Raw genomic sequence first — 25375 nt, forward strand, 5'->3', positions numbered from 1 at the left:
TTTTTCCTCCTTGTATATGATATATTAATTATAAGTCATACTGCTTTTACTTGGAGAAAGTAATTGCCTATTTTCAGTTTCATCATGAAAGGAAATTTATAATTATGCTTGACCAAACAGATATAAAGATTTTAACCTTATTAAAAGAAAATTCTAGGCTTCAATGGCGTGAAATTGGAGAGTTAGTTCATTTAACAGGACAAGCAGTAGCAAATAGAATTAAGAAAATGGGAAAGGAAGGAATCATTGAAAAGTATACCATAAATTTAAATAACACAAAACTTGATAAAAGCTTAATTGCCTATATAACTGTTTTTATGAAAACCTCCAATCATCCTGCTTTTATACAATTTGTTAAAAACAATAAATTCATAATTGAGTGCCACAGGATAAGCGGAGATGGCTGCTATTTATTAAAGGTAAATGTAACTGATGAAGAAAATCTTATGTGCTTGTTAAATAAAATTTTAGGCTTTGGAAATTATCGTCTAAATATATCTATTAGTAGGATAAAGTAACTCTATCGTCCAATTTTTTTACCTTCACAGAAATTTTTGAGTAATATTTATTGGGGTTTTTAGTTATTATTTCATCTGACATATTTTCTATATAAACACTTCCACAAATGTTAAGATGATTATTCTCTATAAACTCGTTTAATTTATCAAAATTTTTCATGTCTTCAGCTAAATAGCTATTATCATAAGTTATAACATAAAGTCCTGCTGGCTTTATGGTTTTTTCTACATTTACATTTTGAGAAACCTTATAAAAATATCTATAAGTTTTGATGCTATCCTCAATTGCCCCATCATAATCAAGATAGACACCTAATGGATAACCATAAACTAATTTCTTACTTTTCGAATAATCTATAAAACTAACAAAATCTTCTTCAAAATTGTCAATATCAAATTTCATTTTCGGTCCTAAAAACAACAATTCTTGCTTACAATTTTTCAAAAAAATCTTGTCACAACTAATATTAGATATAACAGGAATATTACTAGTTCGCTGTTCTATAATATAATTCATTTGATTTAACCTATTGAGTTCCTCCAGTATTTTTTGCTTCTGGTCAGTAATTAAGTTAATAAGATTATGAGGAGATACATTTTCCATATAGTTCTTTATTTTCTTTAATGGTATATCTAAATCTTTTAGAGCAAGGATAATACTTACTTCGTCTAATTGACTATAGGAATAATACCTATAGCCATTTTCCTTTACAAATACAGGTTTCAATATTCCTACATTATCATAATATATTAAGTTTTTTCTGTTTATGCCAGACAGCTTAGAAAAAGCCCCTATAGTTAAATATTTTTTTGAACTTATAAAATCATTCATGACCTATACCTTTTATAATTATTATAATATTTAATAATAACTTTCTTTTTGAAGATATTCTATCTTGAAAAGTGTTGACTGTCAAGTTACTGTACAGTTTATACTATTTCTTATACATAAAAATTACATATGAAAGGATACTATAATGCTAAAGCTATTTAGACACTTTAAAGTTAATAAAATACTTTTAGGTTCACTATTCGTAATAATTTTGCTTAAAACTGTAGGTACCTTATATATCCCCACATTAACTGCAGATATAATAAATAATGGTGTAATAAAAGGTAACATTCATTATGTATTAAGAACTGGTGGAATAATGATAGGCACTGCTGTATTTACAGGCATACTTGCTATAATTTCTACATATTTTTCTTCAAATTTATCATCAACACTTTCCAGAGATATTAGAAGCAAAATATTTTCTCACGCACAAGAACTGTCAATAAATGATTTTAAACATTTTTCCACCTCATCTTTAATTACAAGATGTACAAGTGATGTAAATCAAATTGAAAATACATTAACCATGCTTTTTGAAATGATTATTCCAGTTCCATTTATAACTCTGGTAGGAATGTTTTTAGCTTTTTCCAAAGATAAATATATGGCTCTTATAATCTCTATAGCAGGAACAATTTTTATAATATTTATTATGCTTATAAGTAAAAAAGTAATAAATTTATCGAATAAAATCCAAGTTGGGTTAGATAAAATAAATTCTAGAGTAAGGCAATATATTTCAGGAATAAGAATTATACGTGCTTTTAATCGAGAAAAGCACGAAAAAGAATTAATAGATAATGCATTTACAAATTATGCAGATATTAATGTAAAACTTAATAAGACATTTGCTATAGTTATGCCAGCTATAATGGCTATAATGAATGTTTGTGCTGTTGCTGTCTTATGGTTTGGAACAATAAGAATAAGTAGAGGAACTATGCAGGTAGGAGATATTATGGCCGTTATTGAATATGCAATAATAATATTGGTCTACCTAGTAATGGCTGTTATTGTATTAATTAATATACCACGTGCCAGCACCTGTTCAAGGCGTATATTGGAAGTATTGCAATACAAACCTGAAATAGTAGATGAAAAAGTAACTGAGGCCATTTCAAATAATATAAAGACCTTAGAATTCAGGAATGTCACATTTTCCTATAAAGATGCCGAAAAACCTGTTTTAAAAAATGTTAGCTTTGTATGTGAAAGCGGTAAAACTACTGCAATCATAGGAGCCACTGGTTCAGGAAAAAGTACTATTGGAAAATTAATACCAAGATTACATGAAATACAAGATGGTAAAATCTTGATTAATGGTGTCAATACAAAATATTTTTCTCAAAAAAATTTAAGAGATATGATAAGTTTTTCACCTCAAAAAGCATTCCTATTTAGTGGAACCATAGTTGACAATATACGGCACGGGAAAAAGGATGCAACTATAAATGAGATAAAAAGTGCTGCAAAAATGGCTCAGGCGGATAAATTTATTTCTGAGCTAAATCTAGGCTATGAATCCTTTGTATCACAAGGTGGCAGTAATTTTTCAGGCGGGCAGAGGCAGAGATTATGCATAGCAAGGGCCTTAATTAAGGACAGTGATATATATATATTTGATGACAGTTTTTCTGCCCTGGATTATAAAACAGATGCAAAATTAAGAGAAGCCATAAAACCAAGATTAAAAGATTCAATTGTCATAACCATTGCCCAAAGAATAAGCACAATTATAGAGGCAGATCAAATTGTAGTCCTGGAAGAAGGAAAAATAGCCGGAATAGGTACCCACACAGAACTTCTTAAAAGTTGTCCCATATATTTAAAAATAGCTGAATCACAATTAAGTGAGGAGGAACTGGTATGCTAAATGAAGAAAATTCAACAGATGCAATTTCTTTTGATACTGAAATGTCCGTAGAGAAAGCTAAAGACACAAGGAAAACTGTTATAAGATTAATAAAATTACTTCTAAATCAAAAGTGGAAAATAATTGTTGTCATATTTTTTACTATTATAAGCTTAGCCTTTACAATGACTGCTCCATTAATTTTTAGCAAAGCTATCAATACTATTTATGAAGGAATAAAGAATGTATCACATACTGGTTACTTCAATATAAATTTTAATATCATAAAAAAGCTTTCATTGATACTTCTTATTATATATTTACTATCCTCATTTGCTAATTATATTGAGCAGAACATAATGGCTGCTGTATCTCAAACCTTGGTATTATCTATAAGGAAAAAAATAAGTACAAAACTTTCAAAAGTTCCTTTAAAATATTATGATACACACAAAAAAGGGGAAATTCTAAGCAGAATATCAAATGACCTGGAAAAAGTATCTGAGACATTGCAGTCAGGTATGATGCAATTTATTACGGCAGTACTCACAATTATAGGAGCTGTATCCCTCATGCTCTCAATAAATTGGATACTAACTTTAATCGCCATTTTCACTATTATCATGGGAGGTATTGCTACCTCTATAATTGGGAAAAAGAGCATAAATTATTTTTCAAACAGACAGGAATCCTTAGGTAAATTTAATGGACAAATAGAAGAATATTTTACCGGTCAGATGGTTGTAAAGACCTTTAATATGGAAGAGGAAATAATTAATGGCGTTGAAATAACTAATAATAAATTGTATTCTGATGAAAAAAAAGCACAATTTATTACCTACGCTATAGATCCTTTAATCCGTCTGATGAATCAAATAGGATATGTGCTAATAGCATCTCTTGGTGCTGTATTTGTTATTCAAGGAAAGCTGTCAATAGGACTAATACAGGCCTTCTTTCAATATGTAGATCAAGCATCAGAGCCGTTAACTGAAGCAGCTTATATTTTAAACTCAATGCAGGCAGCTATTGCTTCACTCGAGCGTGTATTTGAAATTTTAGATGAGGATGAGTCAGAAGCAGACCCTATAAACTATAAAACAATACTAAATCCAAAGGGCAATGTAACTTTTGAAAATGTACAGTTTGGATATGGAGAAGAGCTTATAATTAAAGGAATAAACCTAGAGGTAAAAGCAGGACAAAAAGTTGCTATAGTTGGACCAACAGGTGCAGGAAAAACTACTTTAATAAACCTGATTATGAGATTTTATGAATTGAATGATGGGAAAATTAAAATTGACGGTATCGATATAACTGAACTTAAAAGAAGTTATTTGCGATCTTTATTTGGAATGGTTCTGCAGGATTCATGGCTATTTGATGGAAGTGTTAAAGATAATATTGCATACAGCAGAGAAAGAGCTACAATTTCAGAAATCAAAGAAGCCGCAGAACTTGCCAGAGCTGATTATTTCATAAGAACACTTCCTCATGGCTATGATACAGTTTTAAATGATGAAAACTCTTCAATATCACAAGGACAAAAGCAACTTTTATGTATTGCCCGTGCTATTTTAGCAAATCCATATATTTTAATACTTGATGAAGCAACCTCAAGTGTAGATACATGTACAGAATTAGAAATACAAAATGCCATGGATAATCTGATGAAAGGAAGAACAAGCTTTATAATAGCACACAGATTATCTACAATAAAAAATGCAGATAAGATACTGGTCATGGACAAAGGAAATATTGTTGAACAAGGAAACCATAGCAAATTATTAGCTAAAAGTGGTTTGTATAGTGATATATATAACAGCCAATTTATACACCAAAATAAGTGAAGCTATTGAGAGTAAGTTAAAAACTTACCTAAAATTCACAACAATAACATTGGCTTATGGTAAAGCTAGTCAAGCAGGATTGGTTATTTCTAAAATAGTCCTGCTTAACAAAAAAATTGCTATTTGAATCTATTTATGATGAACTTGATGAAGAAGCTGACGCAGCAGCAGCTGCTGCAGCACATCCTGCAATTGCTGCCTGTTCTTGAGCAATAATAATAGCATTAATACTATTTGCTAAAGCTACTTTAATTACTCCCTTTTTCATACCATCTACATAGAAGTCACAAACCAAATTAGCTGAAAGAATTGTTTTAGTATATTTATCTAAACTCCACATGCCATATCCAGGCTTCTTATGAATAAAATCATTCACTTCTTTTATTTCTCTAACTATTTGATCTTCATCATCTGCAATAAGAGTTAACACTCCTAGTGTTGCCAGGCCATTGTATCTAAGACTGCACTTTTCATTTTTAAGCTTATTATAAAGTCTATTTGCTTTCTTGCATTTTTCATAAACAGACTCTTCTCCAAGTGCCAAAATATGAGATAATGTCTGAAGATCATTTCCTTTCCAAAATCCTTCCTTATTTAATTCTTTATAGCACTCTTCTACCTTTTCCATAGTTTGTCTTACATCCAAATCTGTAGCAGCAAGCACTGCTGCAAAAACATAATCATCAGTAGAAGTTAGCCAAAAATGATTTTCTTTCATATTTTTATAGAATTCTTTCATTCTCTGGATCTTAGAATTCCAATACTCTCTAGGAACATCTTCTGCAAAAGTATAAGTAGCCAGCGGCAGATATGTGCTTTTTCTAAAACTTTCCTGCTTCATTTTTTCATGAACTTCAATCATTTCTTGAAAAAAGCCCTTATAATCCTCTTCAAAACATAAAAGAGTAGCTATAATTAGTTCATTATTTCCTCTATAATCAGATGCCCATTTTGTTTCCTGCTTTATATACTTTTTTATTTCTTCAATTTTATCTATATTTACCTTTTCACCTCTTGCTGCATGCATCATTGCGCAAAAGTGTTTTAACAAGCTTGTATCCCATTTAAAATTACTTTTAAGTTCACTATAGTTTTCTACCATTAGTTCCACCTTTTTTTTCAATCTTATATCCACTATAATTCCCTCCCTATTTAACTTAATATCATTATTACTTAAAATATTTATTTTGTATATACATATTAAAATAAAATATTCAAAAAATAATAAAGTAAATCTTAAGATTTACTAAATATATTAAGGAAATAAACTCATGCTATTTAAAATCAAGCATAAAAACTAGTTTTGAGGAAAACCTACATTGTATTAGAAAGGAGAGACAATTGTGCAAAACAAAATACGAAAGACTACTAATAATAAAAAAGAAGACAATAGATTTAAAAAGAAAAATATAAACCATGACCCACAAGATGAAAGCTCAAGAATAAAGTTTGGTTCTCCACCAGAAAAACATTTAGATTAATTTTTGAAAATTAACATTTTATATAAAAGTTATTAATAAAACAAATTAGGAGGCTTAAGCGATGAAATCACATCAAAATAAAGGTCATCATGAAAAAGCCATGGAAAAAGCTAAAGATTTACTTCATAAAGGTACAGGTATGGGAGAGATAAAAGAAGTTACAGGTCTCAATGAACATGATGTAACTAAAGCTAGAATGAAAATGGAAGGCAAAATGTAGAAAGGGGTTCTATGCATGAGTGATAATAGCTTAGATGAAAAAAAGAAAAAAGCTAGAGAAATGCTTATTTCTGGTAAAACCGATAAAGAAATCAAAGACGAAACCGGATTAAGACCTAAAGAAATAAGCAGAATACAACAGGAAATTACAAAGCATTTTTAATATTTAAGGAGTCTGCTGCTAGTCATTAGTACGCCAACATTGTCAAGTCTCAATTTTTAATCAGGGCTATTGCAGCAGCCCCTCTCATCACACAAAAACACTTTTTACAAATTGAGAGTAAGTTTTTAGTTTAAATTACAAATTATCAAATTTACACCACTTTTAATTATCTCTTCCTTCCACTTTTTATCTATATTATTATCCGTGACTATAACTGATAAACTTTTTAATGGTACTACCTGTGAAAGGGCTTTTACACCAAATTTAGAAGAATCAGAAACTACTATGGCTTCATCTACACAATTTACTACCTTCTTTTTTACACTTACGTCATTTAAATCATAATCACTAAGGCCAATTTCATCATCAATTCCACCTGCTGAAAGTATTGCCTTGTCAAAATGAAGATGTTCTAAAACAAGTTCAGTAAGAGGACCATTTAAACATTTTTCTTTTTTCCTAACTTCTCCACCTAAAATTATACATTTTGCATCTAATTGCTCAGTTGCAAACCCTGCCACATAAAGGGAAGTAGTAAAAATAGTCAAATTTAGCTTGTCTCCTAAATTTTTTGTAACCTCCAGGGGAGTTGTACCTAAATCCATAAAAATTATATCATTATCATTTATTAACTTAGCACATTCTATTCCAATTGCCTTTTTTTCTTCTTTATTTATTAATGCTCTCTCATTATATGAAGGTTCCCAGCTTAATTTTTTAGTTAAAATTGCACCACCATATACTTTCTTTAGACAACCTTGTTGTTCAAGATAATCTAAGTCTCTCCTTATAGTTTCGTTGGAAACATTAAAAATTTCCATAAGTTCAGATGTTTTTATATTTTTTTGCTCTCTTATAAGCTTAAATATTTGTTCCTGTCGTTCTTCAGCAAGCATTTATTTTCCTCCAGATTTCTAACTTTTTATTTTTAAACATTTATCACTTGGAACATAGACATTTATTTTTTCACCTTCATAATAAACATTATCGCCTCTATTTAACGTATCAATTAGCAGCATCGTATCATTTACAATTACATTTAGTCTAACAATATTGCCTAAAAAATATACATTACTAATAACTCCGCTGAAAGTGTTTTTACCAATTACCGTATCTTCTAAAATAATGCTAATATGCTCAGGTCGTATAAAAATATTACTACAATCCTCAGGTTGATTTAAAAATTTAGGTGTTAAAAGATTATAAGTTCCAACAAAATTTGCAACAAATTTTGTGTCCGGATTTTTATAAATTTCTTCCGGGGTACCATACTGAACAATTTCTCCTTTATTCATAATAAATATTCTATCTGAAATAGATAAAGCCTCTTCTTGATCATGTGTAACAAAAAGTGTTGTTATTTTAAATTTATTATGAATTTCTTTTATTAACTTTCTCAAGGTAATTCGTATTTGAGCATCTAAAGCACTTAGTGGTTCATCAAGTAAAAGTACATCAGGATTTACTACTAAAGCCCTTGCAAGTGCTACTCTTTGTTGTTGTCCTCCAGAAAGTTGGCTTGGATAATGATTTTCACGTCCATTGAGACCAACTAAATTTATAATTTCTTGAACCTTAATTTTTATTTCTTCTTGTGGTACTTTTTTTAATTTAAGTCCAAAAGCTATATTTTCTCTAGCAGTCATATTGGGAAATAAAGAATAACTTTGGAATACCATCCCCATATTTCTTTTATTAACTGGAATGTTTACTAAATCATTATTATTTACAGAAATTTCTCCACTACTTGGATCTTCTAGTCCAGCTATTATTCTAAGCAAAGTACTCTTTCCACAGCCGGATGGTCCAAGTAATGATACAAATTCACCTTTTTTTATGCTAATATTTATATTGGATAAAGCTTTTACTTTATTAAAATTCTTATTTAGCTCCTTTATTAAAATATAGTCCATTATTCTTTAACCCTCCATTTTTTTCCTGGCATTGTTAATACTGTTGTAATATATGAAATAACAAATATAACAATTGTATAAATTGTTACAACTGCACTAGCTGCATGTCCATTTTGGCTTAAAATATTATAAAGATACATCTGAACAGTCTGGTATGAGCTGCCAACCAATAGATTAACTAAGGCAAAGTCGCCAAATAATATTGCTACACATAAAAGTACTGCAGATATCAATCCTCTCATTATATTTGGCACTATAACCTTAATAAATGCTTGAAATTCAGTGCAGCCTAAAATCATTGCAGCTTCCTTAAGATTAGGTGCATTTATTCCCCTAAAACTATTTCTTATAGAGTGATACATAAATGGTAAACATATAATAAAATATGCCCCCAATAATATCCACATGGTTCCAGATATATTTATAGGATCTTTAGAATAGATCTGGATAAGCCCTATAACAAGTACCACACCTGGCATAATAAAGGGAAGTAATGACAATACATCAAAAATCTTTTCCAACTTTTTAAAATGTAAACTAGCAAGGTATATACTTGGAACCATAATTATAATACTTATTAAACACGTCAAAATGCTTATAACTGTACTTCTTAATAATGCTAATTTAAATTGAGAATTTCCTAATATCAAACTATAGTATTTAAAAGTATAGCTTGTAGGCAAAATAGTTGTATCCCAACTGCCTGCCACAGAAAACAGAATTATAGCCAGCATTGGTACAAATAAATATATAAATAATAGTACTAAAAAAATCTTTTTTCCTATACTCTTCTTCATTTCTTTTCCTCCAAAATTTAATCTATGTTTTTAATAAGTTTAATTTTTACAAAAACAAATATCATTAAAATTCCACCTAAAACCATAGATAATGCACTAGCTAGTGAGGGATCAGAAGCTATATCATTAGATACAAGATTTGCAATAGTTATGGCAACTAGATTTTTATTAGAACCAACTAGAGCATAAGCAGTTGCATAGGCACCTAGTGAATTTGCCAAAAGGATACATAAACTTCCAGCTAATGAAGGTATTAATGTAGGTATTTCTATTTTAGTCCAAATAGTAAATTTGCTTGCACCAAGCGTTGAAGCTGCCTCTATAATATCGTCATTTATTGCATAAACAGCAGGATACATGAGCATTATTGCCAAAGGAATTTGAAAGTATATATACACAAGAATTATCCCCATCCAAGAATATAAGTCAAATCCACTGCTGTATAAATTAATGCCTAGTTTGCTTTTAAAAAATATGGTAATTAAACCATTAGCTCCAAGTAATACAATAAAAGCAAAGGCAAGAGGTACTCCGGAAAAGTTAGAAGTCATGTTCACAATAGAAACTAATCTTTCTGCAATATCCTTCTTTAACGATTTTAAGCATATTGCAGCACAAGTACCTATAATCAAACCAACTAACGATGAACAAATAGATACAGTTAGCCCGTTCGTTAAAGACATTAAATAAAATTTACTTGTAAACACTTTTATATAGTTAGAAAGTCCTATCCCACTATTTGTAATAAAGCTATTTATTAATACATAAATTCCAGGTATTATTTCAAATGATAAAACTAAAATTATTAAAAATATGAAAGGAAGCCATAAAAGGCTTCTCCTTCTTATTTCATTTTTTATTGTGCTAATATATTTTGTTTCCATAAGTCCGGTATCTCCTTACATGTTTTATTCCACACAGCATAATCCTTTATAGTTTTTGCAGATTTATAATCACTATCTGGCATCATTTGTTTTTTTATATCTTTAGGAATATTAACTTTTCTAATAGGCCTTGCAAATCCCTTAGCTAAATTTATTTGGCCTTGATCGCTAAATAAATAATCCTGGAAAGCTTTAGCTGCATTTGGATGAGGAGCATATTTGTTTATTATCGATACATAAGCACTCATAACTGTTGCGTCAGTAGGAATTACGACTTCATAATCACCTGCTTGATCAATTTGCTTTTTATAATTTAAAGCATTAAAATCCCACACAATACCAATTGGAATTTCTCCTTTTTGAAAATTGCTTACTTTTTCATCAACATTGTTTAAATTGCCCATAGCATTTAACTTCTTAAAAAAATCAATACCCGGCTGAATATTTTTTTCATCTCCACCATTTGCATATGCTGCCGCAAGTACAGCATTTTGTGATTCTGCAGCCTTCATTACATCTCCTACAGATATACATTTTTTATATTCAGGATTTAAAAGCTCTTTAAAACTGTGAGGTACGTCTTTTACAAGCTTCTTGTTTACAAAAAAGGCTATAGTTCCTGTATAAGCACCTGTCCAATATCCATCTTTATCTTTAGCCCAGTCAGGGACATCATTCCAGTATTTGTTTTTATAAGGTTGTACTATATTTTGAGATTTAGCAATATCACCAAAAGTTATTCCAACATCACCTATGTCACCTACTGGTTTATCTTTTTCAGCTTTGAATTTTGAAAGTTCTTCTACACTTGTCATGTCTGTATCTTGATGAATTATTCCATATTGATTTTCAACATCTTTAAAAATTTCGCTATAGTTTGCCCAAGTATCAGGCATACCATAAGAAATAAGTTTTCCTTCTTTTTTTACAGCTTCTTTTGTAGGCCTTACTTGAAGCTGTGCATCATTACTATTTGTTTTTACAGCATCTCTTTTGGTTCCACATCCTGCAAGTGTAGATGTAAATATTGATGTAACAATTAAACTTAATATTATGGCTCTTTTAGAATTTTTAAACATATCTTCGCTCCTTTAAACTTTTGTATTATTACTTAAATTTAAATTTCATATAGGGTGACGGATCTATTTTAAGTATTTCACATATTAGTGGTGCGACTATAAGCTGTGAGTATTCTTCTTTTTCAAAATCTACACTGTTGTCAAATATGAATAAGGGTAAGTTTCTAAGAAAATCAACATTGCCACCATGATTCCCTAATTCACTCATTCCATGATCAGAAGTTACTATTATTGAATAGTCATCTTTTAACCACAATGGTATTAAATTGGCTAGAATGCTGTCCATTTCAACCAACTTTGATTCATATTCTCTAGAACTAGAACCATACTTATGTCCAACAAAATCCAATCCCATAGGATGAATCAACAACAAGTCTGGGCAATATATATTTCTTAAATATTCTCCGTCTAGAAATAAATGAGTATCAGGATAACTGTCATCAAAATAGTAAATACCATGTTGAATATTCAAATCATCATCATGAAGTTGCCTATGACGGATATTATTAAAGGGACTTATATTATACAATTCACTTATCCAGCTATAAGCTGCAGCTCCTGTAGTTAAATTACTTTTTCTAGCTAAAGAAAAAATATTCTCCATATTTGAATTGCGTGTAATATTATTAGATGTTATACCATGTTCACACACAGGCGTACCAGTAAATATGGTTTCATAACAAGGCCTGGAAAGACTGGGAAGTTCACCTCTTATATTTACATATTTAGCTTTTTTGTATTCAACCATATGCCATAAATATCCCATATGATCTTTTGCACCTTTTCTCGTAAGTCCATCTAGTAATATAAATATTAACTTTTTCATACACTAATCTCCTTTCAAGTTGTCTACAACTAGAATTATGCACTTAGCTTGTTAAGACAACTTTACAAATAAGTTAATTCCATGTAAATCAATCCAATTCCCCACAATTCAACATAAATTATTTTTATAAGCGAAAATTTATTCAGATAATGAAAAATGACATAATCAAATAAAACTTTACTTGATTATGCCACTTTGAATTTTATTATTCCAAGACACATTTCATAGCTTTACCTTTTTCACTATAACTAGTGTCATTTACAGATTCTACTTTAAAATTTCCATTTTCATATGTAATCTTGGATATACTTGAATTATCCATATCTCGCACATTAAAATTCTTGTCCAAATAATCAATAATCAATCTAATTATTCCACCGTGAGCTACTACAAGTATATTTCCACTCTCACCATCAGAATTTTCCATGCATATCCCTGTTAGTGTTTTCATAACTCTTTTTATTACTGTATCATAACACTCCGCTTCCTTTGTATCATCCAAAGTTGCACATGAATTGCAGTATTCTCTTTGGAAATCATACTTTTCTTCTGCTTCCTTAAAGGAACTTACATTAAGGTAGCTAAGTATATCGTTAAACATTATACTCTCAAGCTCTCCTTCGTATTTTCCAAAATACATTTCTCTTAGTCCTTCAAGTTCTTTTAACTGTAAATTTTCACTTACCTTATTTTCCTTTATAACAATTTTTGCAGTTTTCACTGCCCTACCCAAATCACTGCTGTAGGCTGCTTTAAATTTAACATTGCTAAGTCCAAGCCCTGTATTTACAGCTACCTCAATTCCTGCCTTGGTAAGAACTCCATCGCACCATCCCTGAGTTCTATTAGCTTTGTTTAAAATGGTTTGTCCATGTCTCATTAAATATAAAGTAATTTTACTTTTATTATTACTGCTCATTTTCTCCTCCATAATTATATCTACACAATATATGCCATATTATGATTATTATAACTTATCTTTTAAATCATTTCATTATTAAAACTTTCAAATTACGTGGAAGTAATTTATAGTCTTCTATAAAACTAATTGATTCTAGCTTTTTGTAGGTTGTTTCTGGCAATTCCTCTAATGGAGTTTTAGCAAGTATTTTTCTTGTCTCCCAATCATTAAATTCGGTAATATTCTTTATGCTAGTTATACACTTTTTATTTGCAGGACAGATAATTTGACATCTCATACAGCCTATTAAGCAATTGTGCCACTCTGGTCTTAAGCTCTTTTTGAAATCTCCGCTATCTTCATTTTGAAGTGTAATACATTTATTAGCATGTACTATAAATCTATCCTCTGCTATCGCCCCTGTAGGACAATTTTTTAAACACAGATCACAATTTTTACATGTGTCCATAATGGTATACTCCCCCCAGGAGTCATTTTCCCAGGGCATATCTGATACATATACTCCAAGCCAATAAAAGCTGCTTTCACCATTTATATAACAAATATTATTTTTTCCATATGTACCTAGTCCACTTTTTACTGCTAAAGGCTTGCATGGAATATTAACCTTAATTGCCTTAAAATTTTCATAGGAAAGTATCTTCTCAACAATTTCAGTTATCTCACATATTTTCTTATGTTTTTTCTCAAATTCACTGCTTGAATTTAATAAATACATTGGCGGCATAATTACAGCATACCTTTTTAAGCCTAAAGTAAAATATACTCTTGCTACTGGCTGTGGAACTGCTATAACAATAATTGATTTTGGTTTTAAAAAATCATCTGATACTTTATAATCAAACTTATTTAAATACTTCCCAATATTAACATTTATATCTTCATAAGTTTGTTTCATATTTTCTATGCCTAATTTTATTTCTTCCATATGTTTAAAGGAGATAATTTGTGCCTTAAAACCATATTCTTCAACCTTCTTTATGAAATTACTTGCATAGTTTTTCATTTGCCTGCACCCCTCTTTTTAATATGTATAGTGTAACTATCAATTTTACATAATACAGTTACATTGGTATAATTAAATAATAACATCGATCCAAGTAACGGTCAATATAATTAATGGAGGTTACACAAAATGGAGTTCTTATGTATGGATTTCATCAATAGTCAATGGTACAAAACTCATAAAATTTTTAAGGATCCCCTAAAGGATAAAAATTGGTTGAAAGATTTTTGTGCAAAATGGAATTTAGCAGATACTCATATACCTGATAAAGCAATGATTAATAAATTATTAGAACTTAGGGATTTTTTAAGTTATGTTACAAATAAACTATGTACAAAAAAAACATTAGATTTAAAAGACATAAATAAAATAAATGATTATCTTAAAGCTTCTTTATTTTATAAGATATTAGAGAAAAGTGAAGATAGATTTTGCATAAAAACTGTTCCAGTTAAATCCTGTTCAGATTTTATCATATTTGAAATCATTTCTTCTTTTGCTCAAATGATTTCAAAATACGATATAGACAGAATTAAACTTTGTGAAAATCCTGAATGTAGATGGGTTTTTTATGACGAAAGTAAAAGTCATACACGAAAATGGTGTGACAATACCTGCGCAACTCTTATAAAAGTTCGCAGATTTAGAGAAAACAGAAAGCAAAAAAAATGACATGATCAAATCCCAATTTGATCATGTCATTTGGAAACAATCCAAATATATTTACTTCCTTTAAATCTTGTGTTTCACAAATTCAATTCCTATATCAAATGCTTTAGCACAATCTTTGGGAAATACTTCTTTATGCCTTTTTAACTTTTTTTCATAATCAAACATATCTGAAACCACCTTTGAATAATCATTAAATTGGTAAGTATCAGTACAATACAATGTTTTGCATTTTCCAAAGAATTTTTTAAATAGCATTTCGTTAGATTCAAGATATTTATCTAAACATATATTTTTCATTTTCTCTTCAGATATGTTCATTGTATATATTAATGCTGCAGGAATATTTCTAGGTAGAAGTGTAGGATGATTAGTATACTCTATCAACGGAAAAAATAGCCTTTCTATAAATGATCTTGTTTCACCCGTAACATTACCCAAATATATAGGTGAACCTAAAACCACTGCATCTGCTGTATCCAGCCTTTTTAGTACAGGAGAAAGATCATCTACCCTGGCACATTTACCGTAACTTTTACCTTCTTTTAATTTACATGCAAAACAGCTAGCACAACCTTTAAAGTTTAAATCATACAGATGGATAATTTCTGTTTCAGCCCCTTGAGAAGCAGCTCCTTCAAGAACCTTATTTAATAAAGTTGCTGTATTATGATTTTTTCTAGGACCTCCATTAATAGCTATTACTCTCATATCACAATCCTCCTTCTCGTGTAATAAGTTTACATAGTTTTTAATTCAATAAAATTTCATATTTCTGTTGTAATTTCAAATTAATGTTGTAAATTACTTTACAAGAGATATTATATACTGTACTATCATTTTAGGGAAGTAGGTACTTTTTAGTAGTATAGTACCCATTTGTATACTTATAATAACTAATTATTATAAAATGAAGAGAGGTGAACATTAGCGATGACAATATAATAAAGTTCTGTTAAATTATATGTGTCATCACTAAATATAATAAATGTTGAAATTCAAAGGCAATGAATACAGCTGCTCCATGGAATTAACTTTAGATATCATAGGTGGCAAATGGAAGCCTCTTATTATATGGCACTTAGGTGAAAATACTCTGAGATTCAGTGAGTTAAAAAGGGCCTTGCCAAATATTACTCAAAAAATGCTTACTCAGCAGCTTAGAGCATTGGAGGAAGATCAATTAGTGAATAGATTTGTCTATGCTGAAGTTCCTCCTAAAGTAGAATATTCTCTTACAGAAAAGGGTAAAACCCTTTTACCTGTTTTATCAACTTTATGTAATTGGGCAATTGAATATTATAATTCAATGACATCAATTTAAGAAAATGAAGTGACTGTAAACAAAGTGGAATGTTTCAATTCAATAAAATTTCATATTTAATATTTATTTACTTGCCCACTTCTCTAAAAATTTAATTGTCTCATTCCACGAGTCCATATTTGCCTTTGCCCAACTTTCTACATCGTATGGATATTTCTCTGATGGATATATTGACTGAAAAGGCACTGTCAATATATGACCTGACTTTGCAAAGGTAATGTGCTTATATTCATGTTTAAAATGTGATTTTTCAAATATACTGCAAACTGTTTCTGAATGCATTTTTGAAGGCCATATTTCATCTGCTGCTGATGATATCATTAAAACAGATCCATTTATCTTATCTAATGCAATAGTAGCCTTGTCCCTATCGCCTTCTTCAATTAGTTTTTTATACATCCATGCCAGTGCTCCTTTTTCTTTTTTCATCATTTTTATTATCAATCTCAGTATAATATGAAAATTAAATTTTAAATAAGGTATTTCGCGACCTCTATACATCCATGAAGAATGATGGGATGGAAGTTTATTACTTTTAATTCCTTCATATACGTAACAGCTTGGAGTATTTGCAATAACACAGGCGATATCTTTAAACATAGATGCTGCAAGGAGCACCAGTTCACCACCCTTAGATCTTCCATATATAGCTATCTTGTTTTCGTCAACAGTATCCTGCCTCTTTAGCCACTTTACTGCATTTTCAACGTACTCAAGAGGTATCATGTTAAGATCCTCTGGTGTTCCTTCAAGTCCAAAATAACAAACCGCTAATGCAGAATATCCTCTCATGGCAAATAGTTCAGCAATTGCCTGTGCTTTTTCAATTCTGCCATCACTTCCACTTAAAACAATTATTGCAGGGTGTTTTATATTATCTTTAGAAGTAAAATATCTTGCTAAGAGATTTTTTTCTACTACATCAATACTTTTAATTGTGTCATCACAGTAAACCCTTGTATGTTCCTTTGATCCAATTATTTTTCCGTTCTTCTCTACTGTAAATGTAATTTTGTACTTTCTATTTTCATTTATACTACTTAACTTTTGTATTAACTTGCTCTTACGGATCTGCTTTGGCCTCATAGAATAAAATAATCCCATTTTATCACAATTACTATAAGTTCCATCAACTGGCACTGCATTTTCAAAGTTAATATTTCCACATTCATCTGTTTCAAAAACTGCATAAGACTCCCACAACGTGTTATCTCCTATTTCAAGTATAGAAGCATTAATACAATAGTAATCGCTGCTTACAGCACGAATTATAACTTTTTCATTTTTGGGAAGACCATTTATTTTTATATCAACTGGCTCATCTACTCTTGATACTTCTGGTGTTATTTTTATTGTACAATTATCATTATTCATAGCTTCTCCTCTACCTTCTATCAAAATCTGCTATTTCTCCATAACCTGTCCAGTTAGACCCATCATAAGCAGCTAATTTATTTAAAAGTTTCCACAATGTCTCTAATTCTTCATCATCAAAGTCTCTAAATATAGTGCTCATGAGTTTATTTCCTTTTTCATAATACTCTTTAATAATTTTCATACAATCTTGAGTTATTTTAATGTTAACTGACCGCTTATCTTTCTTATTTTCTTCTAAAATTACATAGTTCTTTTTTTCTAAATTTACAACAATATGTTTTACATTTTGCTTGGAACATCCCATCTTCTCTGCTATATTGCTATAAAAGGCCTCATTTTCTGGCAAATGTAAAATTGTTAAAAGTACCATCCACTGACGAACTGTTATTCTCTCATCCAGTTTATCTCCTTCTACTTGAACCTTATTTGATAGATAAAAAATTATTGCAAAAATTTGCTGTATATAAAACCGATTCATTTGTTTCCTCCTTAAGATTTAGTAACTAGACAACATGTTGTCTAGTTAGATAGTATACCCCTTTTTATAAAAAATCAATAGCTTAAATAAAAATAGTATGCATGGGTCTTATAAATATAAACCTATGCACACTATTTTATAAATACTGTATGTATCATTTAAAATAAAACTTACTATAGCATTTCTAATATTTCTACCGTATATTTTTCACTTGGAGCATCAACTTCAACTGTATCTCCAACTTTTTTTCCTACTAATGCTTTTCCTAAATCCGACTCTATGCTTATAAGCATATTTTCTGGGTCAGCATCTATAGTAGTTACTAATGATACAATTTCTTCATCTTCATCCTCTACAAATTTAATTTTAAATTTACTATTAACACCTATTACCGATTTATCCGCACTTTTAACATCTATTACAGTTGCAGTTGAAATCATACTTAATAGATACTGGATTCTATTGTCATTTTCTCTGTAGTTTGCACAGGCTTCTTTATACTCTGCATTTTCAGACCTATCACCATGTGCAGCAGCTACTAATTTTTCCTTTGCTATTTCGGCCCTTTTTACAGTCATTCTATAGTCTAATTCTTCTCTTAACTTGTCAATATTTTCTTGTGTCAGTATATTCTTCATATAAGGACAAACCTCCCTGCCATATATTATGTTACTATTATATAATATATAGAGAAAAATTTAAAATTTCTTGCATAATTCTATAGTTTCAACTTAAACTAATCTATATAAAATTTAAGGAAGAGTTGATACTATGTTTGTAGATAGAAAAGATGCTGGGAAAAAACTTGCTGTAGAGCTTGAAAAATTTAAAGATGAAAGCCCTATTGTTCTTGCCATTCCAAGAGGAGGAATAGTAACAGCTTATGAAACTATAAAAAAATTTGGATTCGAATGGGATTTAATCATTCCAAGGAAAATAGGTTCACCTCGTAATAAAGAAGTTGCCATTGGTGCTGTATCTTCAGATGGAACCTATCTTTTGAATGAAGGTTCTATAAATGTGCTAAATATATCTGAAGATTATATAGGAAAGGAAATATCTAAGCAAATAAAAGAAATTAAAAGGAGATTAAATAAATATAAAGGAAATGAAAATTTTCCTGATGTAAAAAATAGAACAGTAATAATTATTGATGATGGAATTGCAACGGGTTTTACAATACAGGCCGCTATAAAGTCAATCAAAAAACACGCTGCAAAAAAAATCATTCTAGCTGTACCAGTAGCTCCACGAGATACAATTTCTTTATTGAAGAAATTTGTAGATGAAGTTATATGCCTATTTATACCCGATGAATTTTATGCTGTAGGCTTACATTATAAAAACTTTGAACAAACTACTGATGAGGAAGTCTTTACTATAATGCGTGAATTAGAAAAGAGATAATTTAATTTGCTTTTTTACATTACAAAATACTAAATTTTATTTCTTTGATATAGAACTTCGAATACCTTCCAATCCATTGACAATTCTATCTACATATTGACTATTTGTATAACAATTTATGCACTCCTGCAAGTTTCTTGCTTGCCCACGTTTTAAATATCCTATAAATGCATTTAACGCATTTTCATTACAGTAGTCACTATGTACAACCCCATTTTGTTCAATACGTGTGCGTAGTTTCTGAATGTCAATAACAATTTGGTCAATTATATTACTATTTATTTGTTTAGAAACTAACCTATATATAATTGTTAAAATAAATATACCTGCTAAAATTGCAGTAAATCGTGATGCATAATACTTAAAAATATTTGTATTCACATCTTTTCCAATAAAAAAACTACTCAGAGAAGCTACGCTGTTATAAGATTCCTTTGAAATTATTCCAAATGAAAGGAAAAGAACAAATAAACTCCCTGAAATTTGAACTGGTCTCTTTCCTTTTTTCTCATACTTAACTCTTTCTTGATCTAACCCATTAATTCTAATTATTATTTTTCTTATTGTTTCTAACTGGCCTATTAAGATTTGCCTATTCTCCATGTAATTTCCCCTACCTCGTAAATTCATAACTTATCCTTATAGTTATATGTATATTAAATTTCTAGAAATTAATTCTCAAATATACTAATATGCTTTTTCTATATACATAACTTAAAATTTTCTTAATTTGAGTTGCAATGTTTAAAAATGCATCTTATATACTCTATATTGCATGTTAAAAGAAATCTATAGTTTACATTTATAAAACTCAATATAATAAATTTGTAATGAAAAGGAGGTTAATTTATGTTCAAAGGATTTATCTTAGGACTTTCAAGCGGAGGCTACTGCCTTGCTTCTTGTATTCCTGTATTTGTTCCCTATATTTTAAGTGAAGATAAAAAGACAAAATGGAATTTTATTTGTTTATCTAAATTCATGTTAGGAAGACTTCTTGGTTATATACTATTTGCTATTTTAGCGTGGATTACAGGAAACTTTATAATAAAACAATCTCACTTTAAAGGAATTATATTTGCACTATCTTATATATTTTTATCATTTACACTTATAGTTTACACATTTTCAAAGTCGCATAGATTTTGCAATATTAAATACTTTAGTAAGTTTTCTAACTACTCAAATAAAGAAAAAGGCTTTACTACTGTAGTGCTTTTAGGCTTTTTAACAGGTATAAATGTATGTCCTCCATTCATTTTAGCTTTTTCAGATGCTGCTTTCTTTACTAATATCCTCAGCAGTATTTTATACTTTGCTGCCTTTTTCGTAGGCACTGCTGTTTATTTTATACCCATTCCATTTATAGGTGTTTTAAAAGGTAAGCAAATTAAATTAATAGGTCAAATGTGCTCTTTAATAATTGGAGTGTTTTACATGTATTCAGGAATAATGATGCTTTTTAAGGAGATGATGTTAAATTGAATAATTTAGAAACTAAAAAAATAGCAGAAACAAGTACAGGCAAAAAGTTTGCAAAATCAGTAGCTGCTTGTATACCAATATTACTGTTAAGTATTGTTTTGTTAAGCGGCGGCAGTTCCCTTCCAAAGGAACCTTTAATGAGAATTTCTTTTTCCATAGGCTATGTTTTTATAAATATAATATTTTTTCTTATGGTGTACACAAAGAAAACTTATAAATATAGGAGGATATTTTTTGTAATATATGCCTTACTTTTTGCAGTCAGTTTTATGACTAATTTAATAGAACTTAGAGGAAGTATTTTCTATAATGAATCCACTTTTATTAATGGAGAAACTCCATTTTGCCATATGGTAATTCCAATGATTATAATACCTGCTGCTTTAACCAAAACCATAATTTTCCCCGGCTCACTTTTAACTGGATTTGCTAGCATTGCAAGTATGATAGTAATTTGGCTTGGCGCTAGTATAGCCTTTGGACGAGGCTTTTGCAGTTGGGCTTGTTTTTATGGAGGATTTGATGAAGGATGTTCTTTATTATGTAAAAAGCCAAAATTGAAAATAAATAGGAAGTGGACTTATTTATCCTTTGCTATTTTAATATCTATTGTTTTATTGTCTGCTGCTACTCTTGCTCCTGTTTACTGTGATTGGCTTTGTCCCTTTAAAGCAGTTACGGAAGCAGAACAAATAACTTCCACAATAGTATTAATTAAAACTATTGTTTTTTACTCCTTATTCTTAATTTTAGTTATAATACTGCCTATACTTACTGGAAAAAGAACTCAATGCGGACTATTTTGTCCCTTCGGAGCCTTCCAATCCTTTTCTAATAAAATAAATATATTTGAAATAAGAATAGATAAAAATAAATGTTTAAATTGCAAAAAGTGTGTAAGAGAATGTCCAACTTACTCAATAGATGAGAACAGTCTTGCAAATGGAAAAGCTTTAATTACCTGTACCAAATGCGGAAAATGTATAGATACTTGTCCTGCTTCTGCTGTATCTTATCACATAAAAGGTACAAAAACAGGTGTGAAAACTAATTTATCCAGATATTTATTTCTCTATCCTGCATATATTTTTGCACTTACAATTGGTGGTGGGACTATGATTAAGGGAGTATATAGACTTTTAAGACTTATAACTACAGGCAGCTTTTTTTAGAAGTAATTAAATAATAAAAAGAAAGGCGGATTAAAAATGATCAAATTGAAAGCTTTTTTAGGGTATACTGCTGCTGTTTTATCCTTATTTGTAGTACTAGCCACTTTTATAGCTACTGACTTCTGGGCTAAAGAGTTTGTTAATATAACTTCAATAAAAGTTTCTCCTATATATACTGGCGGTGAAGTAAATAAGACTATTTCTTTCAAGGATTATAACATAAAAATACACAAACCTGTATTTCAGGGTCTTTTTTCTGATAGATCTAAAGGCTTTGTTGAAATTGATTATACAGGTAAAAATATACCTAAAGTAATTTCTCAAAGTATAGATTTTGATGGGGATGGTAAGTATGATTTTTATATTAAATACGACACTAAAAATGATAAATCTCAATTTAAATCTTTAAATAAAAATGTAGTTTCTCTGCAGGGAGTATATAAAATAACGACTGGATATGCTGTCAGAGTAAATTTAAAAAAGTAGATAACATAAGAAGTAAGGTTCACATAGAGTTTTGAACCTTACTTTTATTTAGTTACTTTTTGACACATTTAATGATTTCCTCTTAGTTGCTTCTTCTTATTTATAAGTTTTAAATTGAACTTCAAATATTTTTTATAGGAATAGTAGCAAAAACTCATTCCTAAAAATTCCGCTGATATTAAAATTGAGGCTAATGTCACTGTTACAATTTTTTCATCATAAACTAAATAGTTATATAAGGATGGTATATATGAAATAACTCCTATTATAACAAACACTGCTAAAAAAGATAATTTTGCATCAATTTGTTTTATCCCAAGCATATAAATGAATACAAACCTGGAAATTGTTCCGATAACACCACCAAGTATACAAGATATAATTAATATAGACGCAACTACGCCATTCATATTTACAACCGTTACTTGGCACATACCAACAAATAATCCAATAAATACAGATATTATTAAGTTAAATAAAAAGTCTTTTACGTTTTCCTTCATATTCAAATCACCTCAAAATTTATAAACCTCTCTATACGCCGAGGAATTTCTTAAAATCGTTCAAATATTTTCGTGTAACATAAACTTCTTCATCTATATTCATAATTTTTAATATAAGCTTACTATTAAACCAAGAAATTATACGATCTACCTTTTCTATATTTACAACAAAACATTTACTCACTCTTATGAAGCCTTTACTTTCTAGTTTTTCTTCTAACTCATAAAGCTTTTCCTTTACTTTATATTTTTTGTCCCTTGTTCTACCGAAAACGTCATTACCCATAGCTTCAAAATAGTAAATTTCATCATAAGTTAATACCTTAAGCTCATCTTTTTCGCATCTTCCTGTAATTATATTTTTAAACTCCTCTTTACTTGTTGAAATTTCATCTAAATAATCCATTAAAACATTTATGGTCGTCATATCAAAATATATGCCTATTTTTCCCTTTTCTAAAGGAAATCCTTTTTCAATTACACACACATTGGCATCCTTACTAATTTCTATTTTCCGAGTATTAAGTATTTCTTCTAATACTCTGGTCATATTTTCAGAACAAATTAAATTCATTTCCATGATAAAACCCCATTTTTCACATTCTACTATAAAAAAAAGTTCCTAGAACAACTAAGAAAAAAAAGTTTAAAATAGTAAATTTCACTAAATATTCCTTCTTCTTCTGTGGATATTCATTGGCAAATATCTTATATGAAATAAGGCTAGCTAAAGAAGCAATTGGAGTTCCAAGTCCCCCAATATTTGCACCGCAAAATAAAGCATAGCTATATTTTGTAAAAGGAGCCAACAAAATTGTGCTCGGTACATTGCTGATTATTTGACTTAAAATAATCGAGACAATATAACTTGCTCCCATGGTTTGAGTAATATTTGATAAATTACTTTTCAAAATAGATATATTTGATATATTGCCAACTGCAATAAAAAAGCATATAAAAGTAATTAGCAATTTATAATCAACCTTTTTAAAGGTACTTTTGTTTAAAATGAGAGTAATTAGTACTACTACAAATAATGAAGCTAAATAATACACCATACCAAAAACACTTAAAATTATAAGAACAAATAATATTGAAAATATACTAATTTTCTTTTTTTCAACTATTTTAATGCAACTCATATCACAATTAATTTGCTTTGGCTTAATAATAAAACTTATTAATATAATTAAAATTAAACTAATAATACAAATTGGTAGTGAAAAATTGAAAAAACTTTTTGCATTTAGTTTAAAAAATGAAAAAATATAAAGATTTTGTGGATTCCCCATGGGTGTTGCACTGCTTCCCAAATTTGCAGAAATTGTTACCATAACTGAAGGTATAATAATATTAAAATCACTTTTCTGTGAGATTAACACCATAATGGGCAGCACCGTCAATAATGACACATCATTTGTTAAAAGCATTGAAAATACAAATGAAATTAAACACAATACTTGAGTTAATATTCTTTGATTTTTACAACTATTTAAAATAGCTACCGAAATGTAACTAAGCAAAGAGTATTCTTCAAAAACTTTTATTATAATCATTAATTCAAATAAGCAAGCTATTACTTTGAAATCTATGTAATCTATACGAGGGATATTAAAAAAAGAAGTAATTATTACTGCTAATAAAGAAGCCGAGAAAAAAATATCTTCACACAATTTTAATTTTATTTTATTTAACACATTTATAGCCATATTTCCCCCTAGAGAAAACATCAAAAAATTACCCGTACTTCAAAATCAGCACAAGGCTTGTCTACGTTGCCGCAATGTAAAACTTATTGCCGCTAAACTTTTCTATCCAATCCATAATTCTAACGAATTATATAGAAAGAACCAGTTTATCAAACATTAGTGTAAATCTTATTTACTAATAAGTCAATATTTATTTCAATTTCTTATTTATCCACCTTTATACGCTATTTGAGTCAGATGTAAAAGCTTTTCAATTGCTAATTTAATGTTTGACAACTTACATCTTATCTGTATATGATAAATTTGTTTATATAATTTTTTATCAATGAATCTTACTTAGTGGGATTTTGTTTCTCCCACTAAGTTTAGATGAATTATCTAGGGGCGTAGCTACTGTTATCTCCCACTTTGATAGAAAAG

30 protein-coding genes are annotated in these 25375 nt (G+C 29.4%); 12 read left to right on the plus strand and 18 right to left on the minus strand.

Annotated elements, in window-relative coordinates:
• Window positions 1-104 precede the first annotated feature (104 nt).
• Window positions 105-518: an Lrp/AsnC family transcriptional regulator gene (locus CLJU_RS12915; protein WP_013239269.1), complete on the plus strand. Its 414-nt coding sequence runs from the start codon at window positions 105-107 to the stop codon at window positions 516-518.
• Here CLJU_RS12915 and CLJU_RS12920 read toward each other — a convergent pair.
• The gene (locus CLJU_RS12920) at window positions 502-1350 is read right to left on the minus strand and encodes a MerR family transcriptional regulator (protein WP_013239270.1); all 849 of its coding nucleotides are present in this window, start codon (window positions 1348-1350) and stop codon (window positions 502-504) included. The two genes, CLJU_RS12915 and CLJU_RS12920, sit on opposite strands and share 17 nt — an antisense overlap.
• A gap of 145 nt (window positions 1351-1495) precedes the next feature.
• On the opposite strand from CLJU_RS12920, the gene CLJU_RS12925 reads away from it, so the two are divergent.
• Both CLJU_RS12925 and CLJU_RS12930 read left to right on the plus strand, forming a co-directional pair.
• Window positions 1496-3226: an ABC transporter ATP-binding protein gene (locus tag CLJU_RS12925; protein WP_013239271.1), complete on the plus strand. Its 1731-nt coding sequence runs from the start codon at window positions 1496-1498 to the stop codon at window positions 3224-3226.
• A complete protein-coding gene (locus CLJU_RS12930) occupies window positions 3220-5055 on the plus strand; it encodes an ABC transporter ATP-binding protein (protein WP_013239272.1) in 1836 nt (611 codons plus the stop codon). Before CLJU_RS12925 ends, CLJU_RS12930 begins: the two co-directional genes overlap by 7 nt.
• A 133-nt stretch (window positions 5056-5188) precedes the next feature.
• Here the strand turns inward: CLJU_RS12930 and CLJU_RS12935 are convergent, their stop codons facing one another.
• Window positions 5189-6190: a DUF4003 domain-containing protein gene (locus CLJU_RS12935; RefSeq protein WP_041705128.1), complete on the minus strand. Its 1002-nt coding sequence runs from the start codon at window positions 6188-6190 to the stop codon at window positions 5189-5191.
• Window positions 6191-6398: 208 nt separating this feature from the next.
• Between CLJU_RS12935 and CLJU_RS22615 the strand changes: the two genes are divergently transcribed.
• The 3 genes from CLJU_RS22615 (at window position 6399) to CLJU_RS22625 (ending at window position 6918) form a co-directional block, all read left to right on the plus strand.
• Window positions 6399-6536, plus strand: coding sequence for a CPC_1213 family protein (locus CLJU_RS22615; protein ID WP_087943159.1), 138 nt, complete (start codon window positions 6399-6401; stop codon window positions 6534-6536).
• Between the two features lie 61 nt (window positions 6537-6597).
• A complete protein-coding gene (locus CLJU_RS22620; RefSeq protein ID WP_023161945.1) occupies window positions 6598-6756 on the plus strand; it encodes a hypothetical protein in 159 nt (52 codons plus the stop codon).
• Between the two features lie 15 nt (window positions 6757-6771).
• Window positions 6772-6918 carry a hypothetical protein gene (locus CLJU_RS22625; RefSeq protein WP_023161946.1) on the plus strand — a complete coding sequence of 49 codons (147 nt, stop codon included), beginning with the start codon at window positions 6772-6774 and terminating at the stop codon, window positions 6916-6918.
• Window positions 6919-7043: 125 nt separating this feature from the next.
• On the opposite strand, the gene CLJU_RS12940 is transcribed toward CLJU_RS22625, so the two are convergent.
• The 8 genes from CLJU_RS12940 to CLJU_RS12975 form a co-directional block, all read right to left on the minus strand.
• Window positions 7044-7814 (minus strand): DeoR/GlpR family DNA-binding transcription regulator, encoded by a 771-nt coding sequence (locus CLJU_RS12940; protein ID WP_013239274.1) that lies wholly within the window; start codon window positions 7812-7814, stop codon window positions 7044-7046.
• An 18-nt stretch (window positions 7815-7832) separates the two neighbouring features.
• Window positions 7833-8831, minus strand: coding sequence for an ABC transporter ATP-binding protein (locus CLJU_RS12945; RefSeq protein ID WP_013239275.1), 999 nt, complete (start codon window positions 8829-8831; stop codon window positions 7833-7835).
• Entirely contained in the window at window positions 8831-9628 is a 798-nt protein-coding gene (locus tag CLJU_RS12950) for an ABC transporter permease (RefSeq protein WP_013239276.1), read from the minus strand. Before CLJU_RS12950 ends, CLJU_RS12945 begins: the two co-directional genes overlap by 1 nt.
• 17 nt (window positions 9629-9645) lie before the next feature.
• Complete coding sequence (locus CLJU_RS12955; protein ID WP_013239277.1) at window positions 9646-10512, minus strand: ABC transporter permease; 867 nt, start codon at window positions 10510-10512, stop codon at window positions 9646-9648.
• The gene (locus tag CLJU_RS12960) at window positions 10485-11591 is read right to left on the minus strand and encodes an extracellular solute-binding protein (protein ID WP_013239278.1); all 1107 of its coding nucleotides are present in this window, start codon (window positions 11589-11591) and stop codon (window positions 10485-10487) included. The genes CLJU_RS12955 and CLJU_RS12960 overlap by 28 nt, the downstream gene beginning before the upstream one ends.
• A 28-nt stretch (window positions 11592-11619) precedes the next feature.
• A complete protein-coding gene (locus CLJU_RS12965; RefSeq protein WP_013239279.1) occupies window positions 11620-12417 on the minus strand; it encodes an alkaline phosphatase family protein in 798 nt (265 codons plus the stop codon).
• Between the two features lie 205 nt (window positions 12418-12622).
• Window positions 12623-13336, minus strand: a complete 714-nt coding sequence (locus tag CLJU_RS12970) for a histidine phosphatase family protein (protein ID WP_013239280.1) — start codon at window positions 13334-13336, stop codon at window positions 12623-12625.
• 67 nt (window positions 13337-13403) lie between these two features.
• A complete protein-coding gene (locus CLJU_RS12975) occupies window positions 13404-14345 on the minus strand; it encodes a 4Fe-4S double cluster binding domain-containing protein (protein WP_013239281.1) in 942 nt (313 codons plus the stop codon).
• 129 nt (window positions 14346-14474) lie between these two features.
• Here CLJU_RS12975 and CLJU_RS12980 point away from each other — a divergent pair, with 129 nt between their 5' ends.
• Window positions 14475-15017, plus strand: coding sequence for a CGNR zinc finger domain-containing protein (locus CLJU_RS12980; protein ID WP_013239282.1), 543 nt, complete (start codon window positions 14475-14477; stop codon window positions 15015-15017).
• A gap of 60 nt (window positions 15018-15077) precedes the next feature.
• Here the strand turns inward: CLJU_RS12980 and CLJU_RS12985 are convergent, their stop codons facing one another.
• Window positions 15078-15725 (minus strand): flavodoxin family protein, encoded by a 648-nt coding sequence (locus tag CLJU_RS12985; RefSeq protein ID WP_013239283.1) that lies wholly within the window; start codon window positions 15723-15725, stop codon window positions 15078-15080.
• Window positions 15726-16002: 277 nt separating this feature from the next.
• Between CLJU_RS12985 and CLJU_RS12990 the strand changes: the two genes are divergently transcribed.
• On the plus strand, window positions 16003-16338 hold the full coding sequence (locus tag CLJU_RS12990) for a winged helix-turn-helix transcriptional regulator (RefSeq protein ID WP_013239284.1): 336 nt from the start codon (window positions 16003-16005) through the stop codon (window positions 16336-16338).
• 63 nt (window positions 16339-16401) lie between these two features.
• On the opposite strand, the gene CLJU_RS12995 is transcribed toward CLJU_RS12990, so the two are convergent.
• From CLJU_RS12995 to CLJU_RS13005, 3 genes are all read right to left on the minus strand, one after another.
• A complete protein-coding gene (locus tag CLJU_RS12995) occupies window positions 16402-17736 on the minus strand; it encodes an acyl-CoA thioesterase/bile acid-CoA:amino acid N-acyltransferase family protein (RefSeq protein WP_013239285.1) in 1335 nt (444 codons plus the stop codon).
• A complete protein-coding gene (locus CLJU_RS13000) occupies window positions 17723-18193 on the minus strand; it encodes a MarR family winged helix-turn-helix transcriptional regulator (RefSeq protein ID WP_013239286.1) in 471 nt (156 codons plus the stop codon). Before CLJU_RS13000 ends, CLJU_RS12995 begins: the two co-directional genes overlap by 14 nt.
• 173 nt (window positions 18194-18366) lie before the next feature.
• A complete protein-coding gene (locus CLJU_RS13005) occupies window positions 18367-18831 on the minus strand; it encodes a GreA/GreB family elongation factor (protein WP_013239287.1) in 465 nt (154 codons plus the stop codon).
• Window positions 18832-18964: 133 nt separating this feature from the next.
• Between CLJU_RS13005 and CLJU_RS13010 the strand changes: the two genes are divergently transcribed.
• Window positions 18965-19600 carry a phosphoribosyltransferase gene (locus CLJU_RS13010; RefSeq protein ID WP_013239288.1) on the plus strand — a complete coding sequence of 212 codons (636 nt, stop codon included), beginning with the start codon at window positions 18965-18967 and terminating at the stop codon, window positions 19598-19600.
• Between the two features lie 36 nt (window positions 19601-19636).
• Here the strand turns inward: CLJU_RS13010 and CLJU_RS13015 are convergent, their stop codons facing one another.
• On the minus strand, window positions 19637-20203 hold the full coding sequence (locus CLJU_RS13015) for a hypothetical protein (RefSeq protein ID WP_029170006.1): 567 nt from the start codon (window positions 20201-20203) through the stop codon (window positions 19637-19639).
• A gap of 246 nt (window positions 20204-20449) precedes the next feature.
• On the opposite strand from CLJU_RS13015, the gene CLJU_RS13020 reads away from it, so the two are divergent.
• From CLJU_RS13020 to CLJU_RS13030, 3 genes are read left to right on the plus strand one after another with little or no spacing between them, the layout of a single operon-like run.
• Window positions 20450-21085, plus strand: a complete 636-nt coding sequence (locus tag CLJU_RS13020) for a sulfite exporter TauE/SafE family protein (RefSeq protein WP_013239290.1) — start codon at window positions 20450-20452, stop codon at window positions 21083-21085.
• On the plus strand, window positions 21082-22257 hold the full coding sequence (locus tag CLJU_RS13025; RefSeq protein WP_013239291.1) for a 4Fe-4S binding protein: 1176 nt from the start codon (window positions 21082-21084) through the stop codon (window positions 22255-22257). Before CLJU_RS13020 ends, CLJU_RS13025 begins: the two co-directional genes overlap by 4 nt.
• A 36-nt stretch (window positions 22258-22293) precedes the next feature.
• Window positions 22294-22743, plus strand: a complete 450-nt coding sequence (locus CLJU_RS13030; protein ID WP_013239292.1) for a hypothetical protein — start codon at window positions 22294-22296, stop codon at window positions 22741-22743.
• 68 nt (window positions 22744-22811) lie between these two features.
• Here the strand turns inward: CLJU_RS13030 and CLJU_RS13035 are convergent, their stop codons facing one another.
• Genes CLJU_RS13035 through CLJU_RS13045 form a run of 3 tightly spaced genes read right to left on the minus strand, consistent with a single transcriptional unit; the run spans window position 22812 to window position 24955 of the window.
• Window positions 22812-23246, minus strand: a complete 435-nt coding sequence (locus CLJU_RS13035; RefSeq protein WP_023161954.1) for a hypothetical protein — start codon at window positions 23244-23246, stop codon at window positions 22812-22814.
• 31 nt (window positions 23247-23277) lie between these two features.
• Window positions 23278-23826, minus strand: a complete 549-nt coding sequence (locus CLJU_RS13040) for a LytTR family DNA-binding domain-containing protein (RefSeq protein WP_013239294.1) — start codon at window positions 23824-23826, stop codon at window positions 23278-23280.
• A gap of 16 nt (window positions 23827-23842) precedes the next feature.
• Complete coding sequence (locus CLJU_RS13045; RefSeq protein ID WP_242825678.1) at window positions 23843-24955, minus strand: SLC13 family permease; 1113 nt, start codon at window positions 24953-24955, stop codon at window positions 23843-23845.
• Window positions 24956-25375: the final 420 nt, after the last annotated feature.

Source organism: Clostridium ljungdahlii DSM 13528 (assembly GCF_000143685.1).
Lineage (GTDB): Bacteria > Bacillota > Clostridia > Clostridiales > Clostridiaceae > Clostridium_B > Clostridium_B ljungdahlii.

Bases quoted from the DNA above. Each gene is read 5' to 3' on its own strand.
- CLJU_RS13010 (WP_013239288.1), top strand. From the start codon at position 18,965: ATGTTTGTAGATAGAAAAGATGCTGGGAAAAAACTTGCTGTAGAGCTT.
- CLJU_RS12965 (WP_013239279.1), bottom strand. From the start codon at position 12,417: ATGAAAAAGTTAATATTTATATTACTAGATGGACTTACGAGAAAAGGT.
- CLJU_RS22620 (WP_023161945.1), top strand. From the start codon at position 6,598: ATGAAATCACATCAAAATAAAGGTCATCATGAAAAAGCCATGGAAAAA.
- CLJU_RS13020 (WP_013239290.1), top strand. From the start codon at position 20,450: ATGTTCAAAGGATTTATCTTAGGACTTTCAAGCGGAGGCTACTGCCTT.
- CLJU_RS12975 (WP_013239281.1), bottom strand. From the start codon at position 14,345: ATGAAAAACTATGCAAGTAATTTCATAAAGAAGGTTGAAGAATATGGT.
- CLJU_RS13045 (WP_242825678.1), bottom strand. From the start codon at position 24,955: ATGGCTATAAATGTGTTAAATAAAATAAAATTAAAATTGTGTGAAGAT.
- CLJU_RS12925 (WP_013239271.1), top strand. From the start codon at position 1,496: ATGCTAAAGCTATTTAGACACTTTAAAGTTAATAAAATACTTTTAGGT.
- CLJU_RS13040 (WP_013239294.1), bottom strand. From the start codon at position 23,826: ATGGAAATGAATTTAATTTGTTCTGAAAATATGACCAGAGTATTAGAA.
- CLJU_RS12950 (WP_013239276.1), bottom strand. From the start codon at position 9,628: ATGAAGAAGAGTATAGGAAAAAAGATTTTTTTAGTACTATTATTTATA.
- CLJU_RS13030 (WP_013239292.1), top strand. From the start codon at position 22,294: ATGATCAAATTGAAAGCTTTTTTAGGGTATACTGCTGCTGTTTTATCC.
- CLJU_RS12985 (WP_013239283.1), bottom strand. From the start codon at position 15,725: ATGAGAGTAATAGCTATTAATGGAGGTCCTAGAAAAAATCATAATACA.
- CLJU_RS12940 (WP_013239274.1), bottom strand. From the start codon at position 7,814: ATGCTTGCTGAAGAACGACAGGAACAAATATTTAAGCTTATAAGAGAG.
- CLJU_RS12930 (WP_013239272.1), top strand. From the start codon at position 3,220: ATGCTAAATGAAGAAAATTCAACAGATGCAATTTCTTTTGATACTGAA.
- CLJU_RS12990 (WP_013239284.1), top strand. From the start codon at position 16,003: ATGTTGAAATTCAAAGGCAATGAATACAGCTGCTCCATGGAATTAACT.
- CLJU_RS12970 (WP_013239280.1), bottom strand. From the start codon at position 13,336: ATGAGCAGTAATAATAAAAGTAAAATTACTTTATATTTAATGAGACAT.
- CLJU_RS13005 (WP_013239287.1), bottom strand. From the start codon at position 18,831: ATGAAGAATATACTGACACAAGAAAATATTGACAAGTTAAGAGAAGAA.
- CLJU_RS13035 (WP_023161954.1), bottom strand. From the start codon at position 23,246: ATGAAGGAAAACGTAAAAGACTTTTTATTTAACTTAATAATATCTGTA.
- CLJU_RS13015 (WP_029170006.1), bottom strand. From the start codon at position 20,203: ATGGAGAATAGGCAAATCTTAATAGGCCAGTTAGAAACAATAAGAAAA.
- CLJU_RS12980 (WP_013239282.1), top strand. From the start codon at position 14,475: ATGGAGTTCTTATGTATGGATTTCATCAATAGTCAATGGTACAAAACT.
- CLJU_RS12945 (WP_013239275.1), bottom strand. From the start codon at position 8,831: ATGGACTATATTTTAATAAAGGAGCTAAATAAGAATTTTAATAAAGTA.
- CLJU_RS12960 (WP_013239278.1), bottom strand. From the start codon at position 11,591: ATGTTTAAAAATTCTAAAAGAGCCATAATATTAAGTTTAATTGTTACA.
- CLJU_RS22625 (WP_023161946.1), top strand. From the start codon at position 6,772: ATGAGTGATAATAGCTTAGATGAAAAAAAGAAAAAAGCTAGAGAAATG.
- CLJU_RS12920 (WP_013239270.1), bottom strand. From the start codon at position 1,350: ATGAATGATTTTATAAGTTCAAAAAAATATTTAACTATAGGGGCTTTT.
- CLJU_RS13000 (WP_013239286.1), bottom strand. From the start codon at position 18,193: ATGAATCGGTTTTATATACAGCAAATTTTTGCAATAATTTTTTATCTA.
- CLJU_RS12955 (WP_013239277.1), bottom strand. From the start codon at position 10,512: ATGGAAACAAAATATATTAGCACAATAAAAAATGAAATAAGAAGGAGA.
- CLJU_RS12915 (WP_013239269.1), top strand. From the start codon at position 105: ATGCTTGACCAAACAGATATAAAGATTTTAACCTTATTAAAAGAAAAT.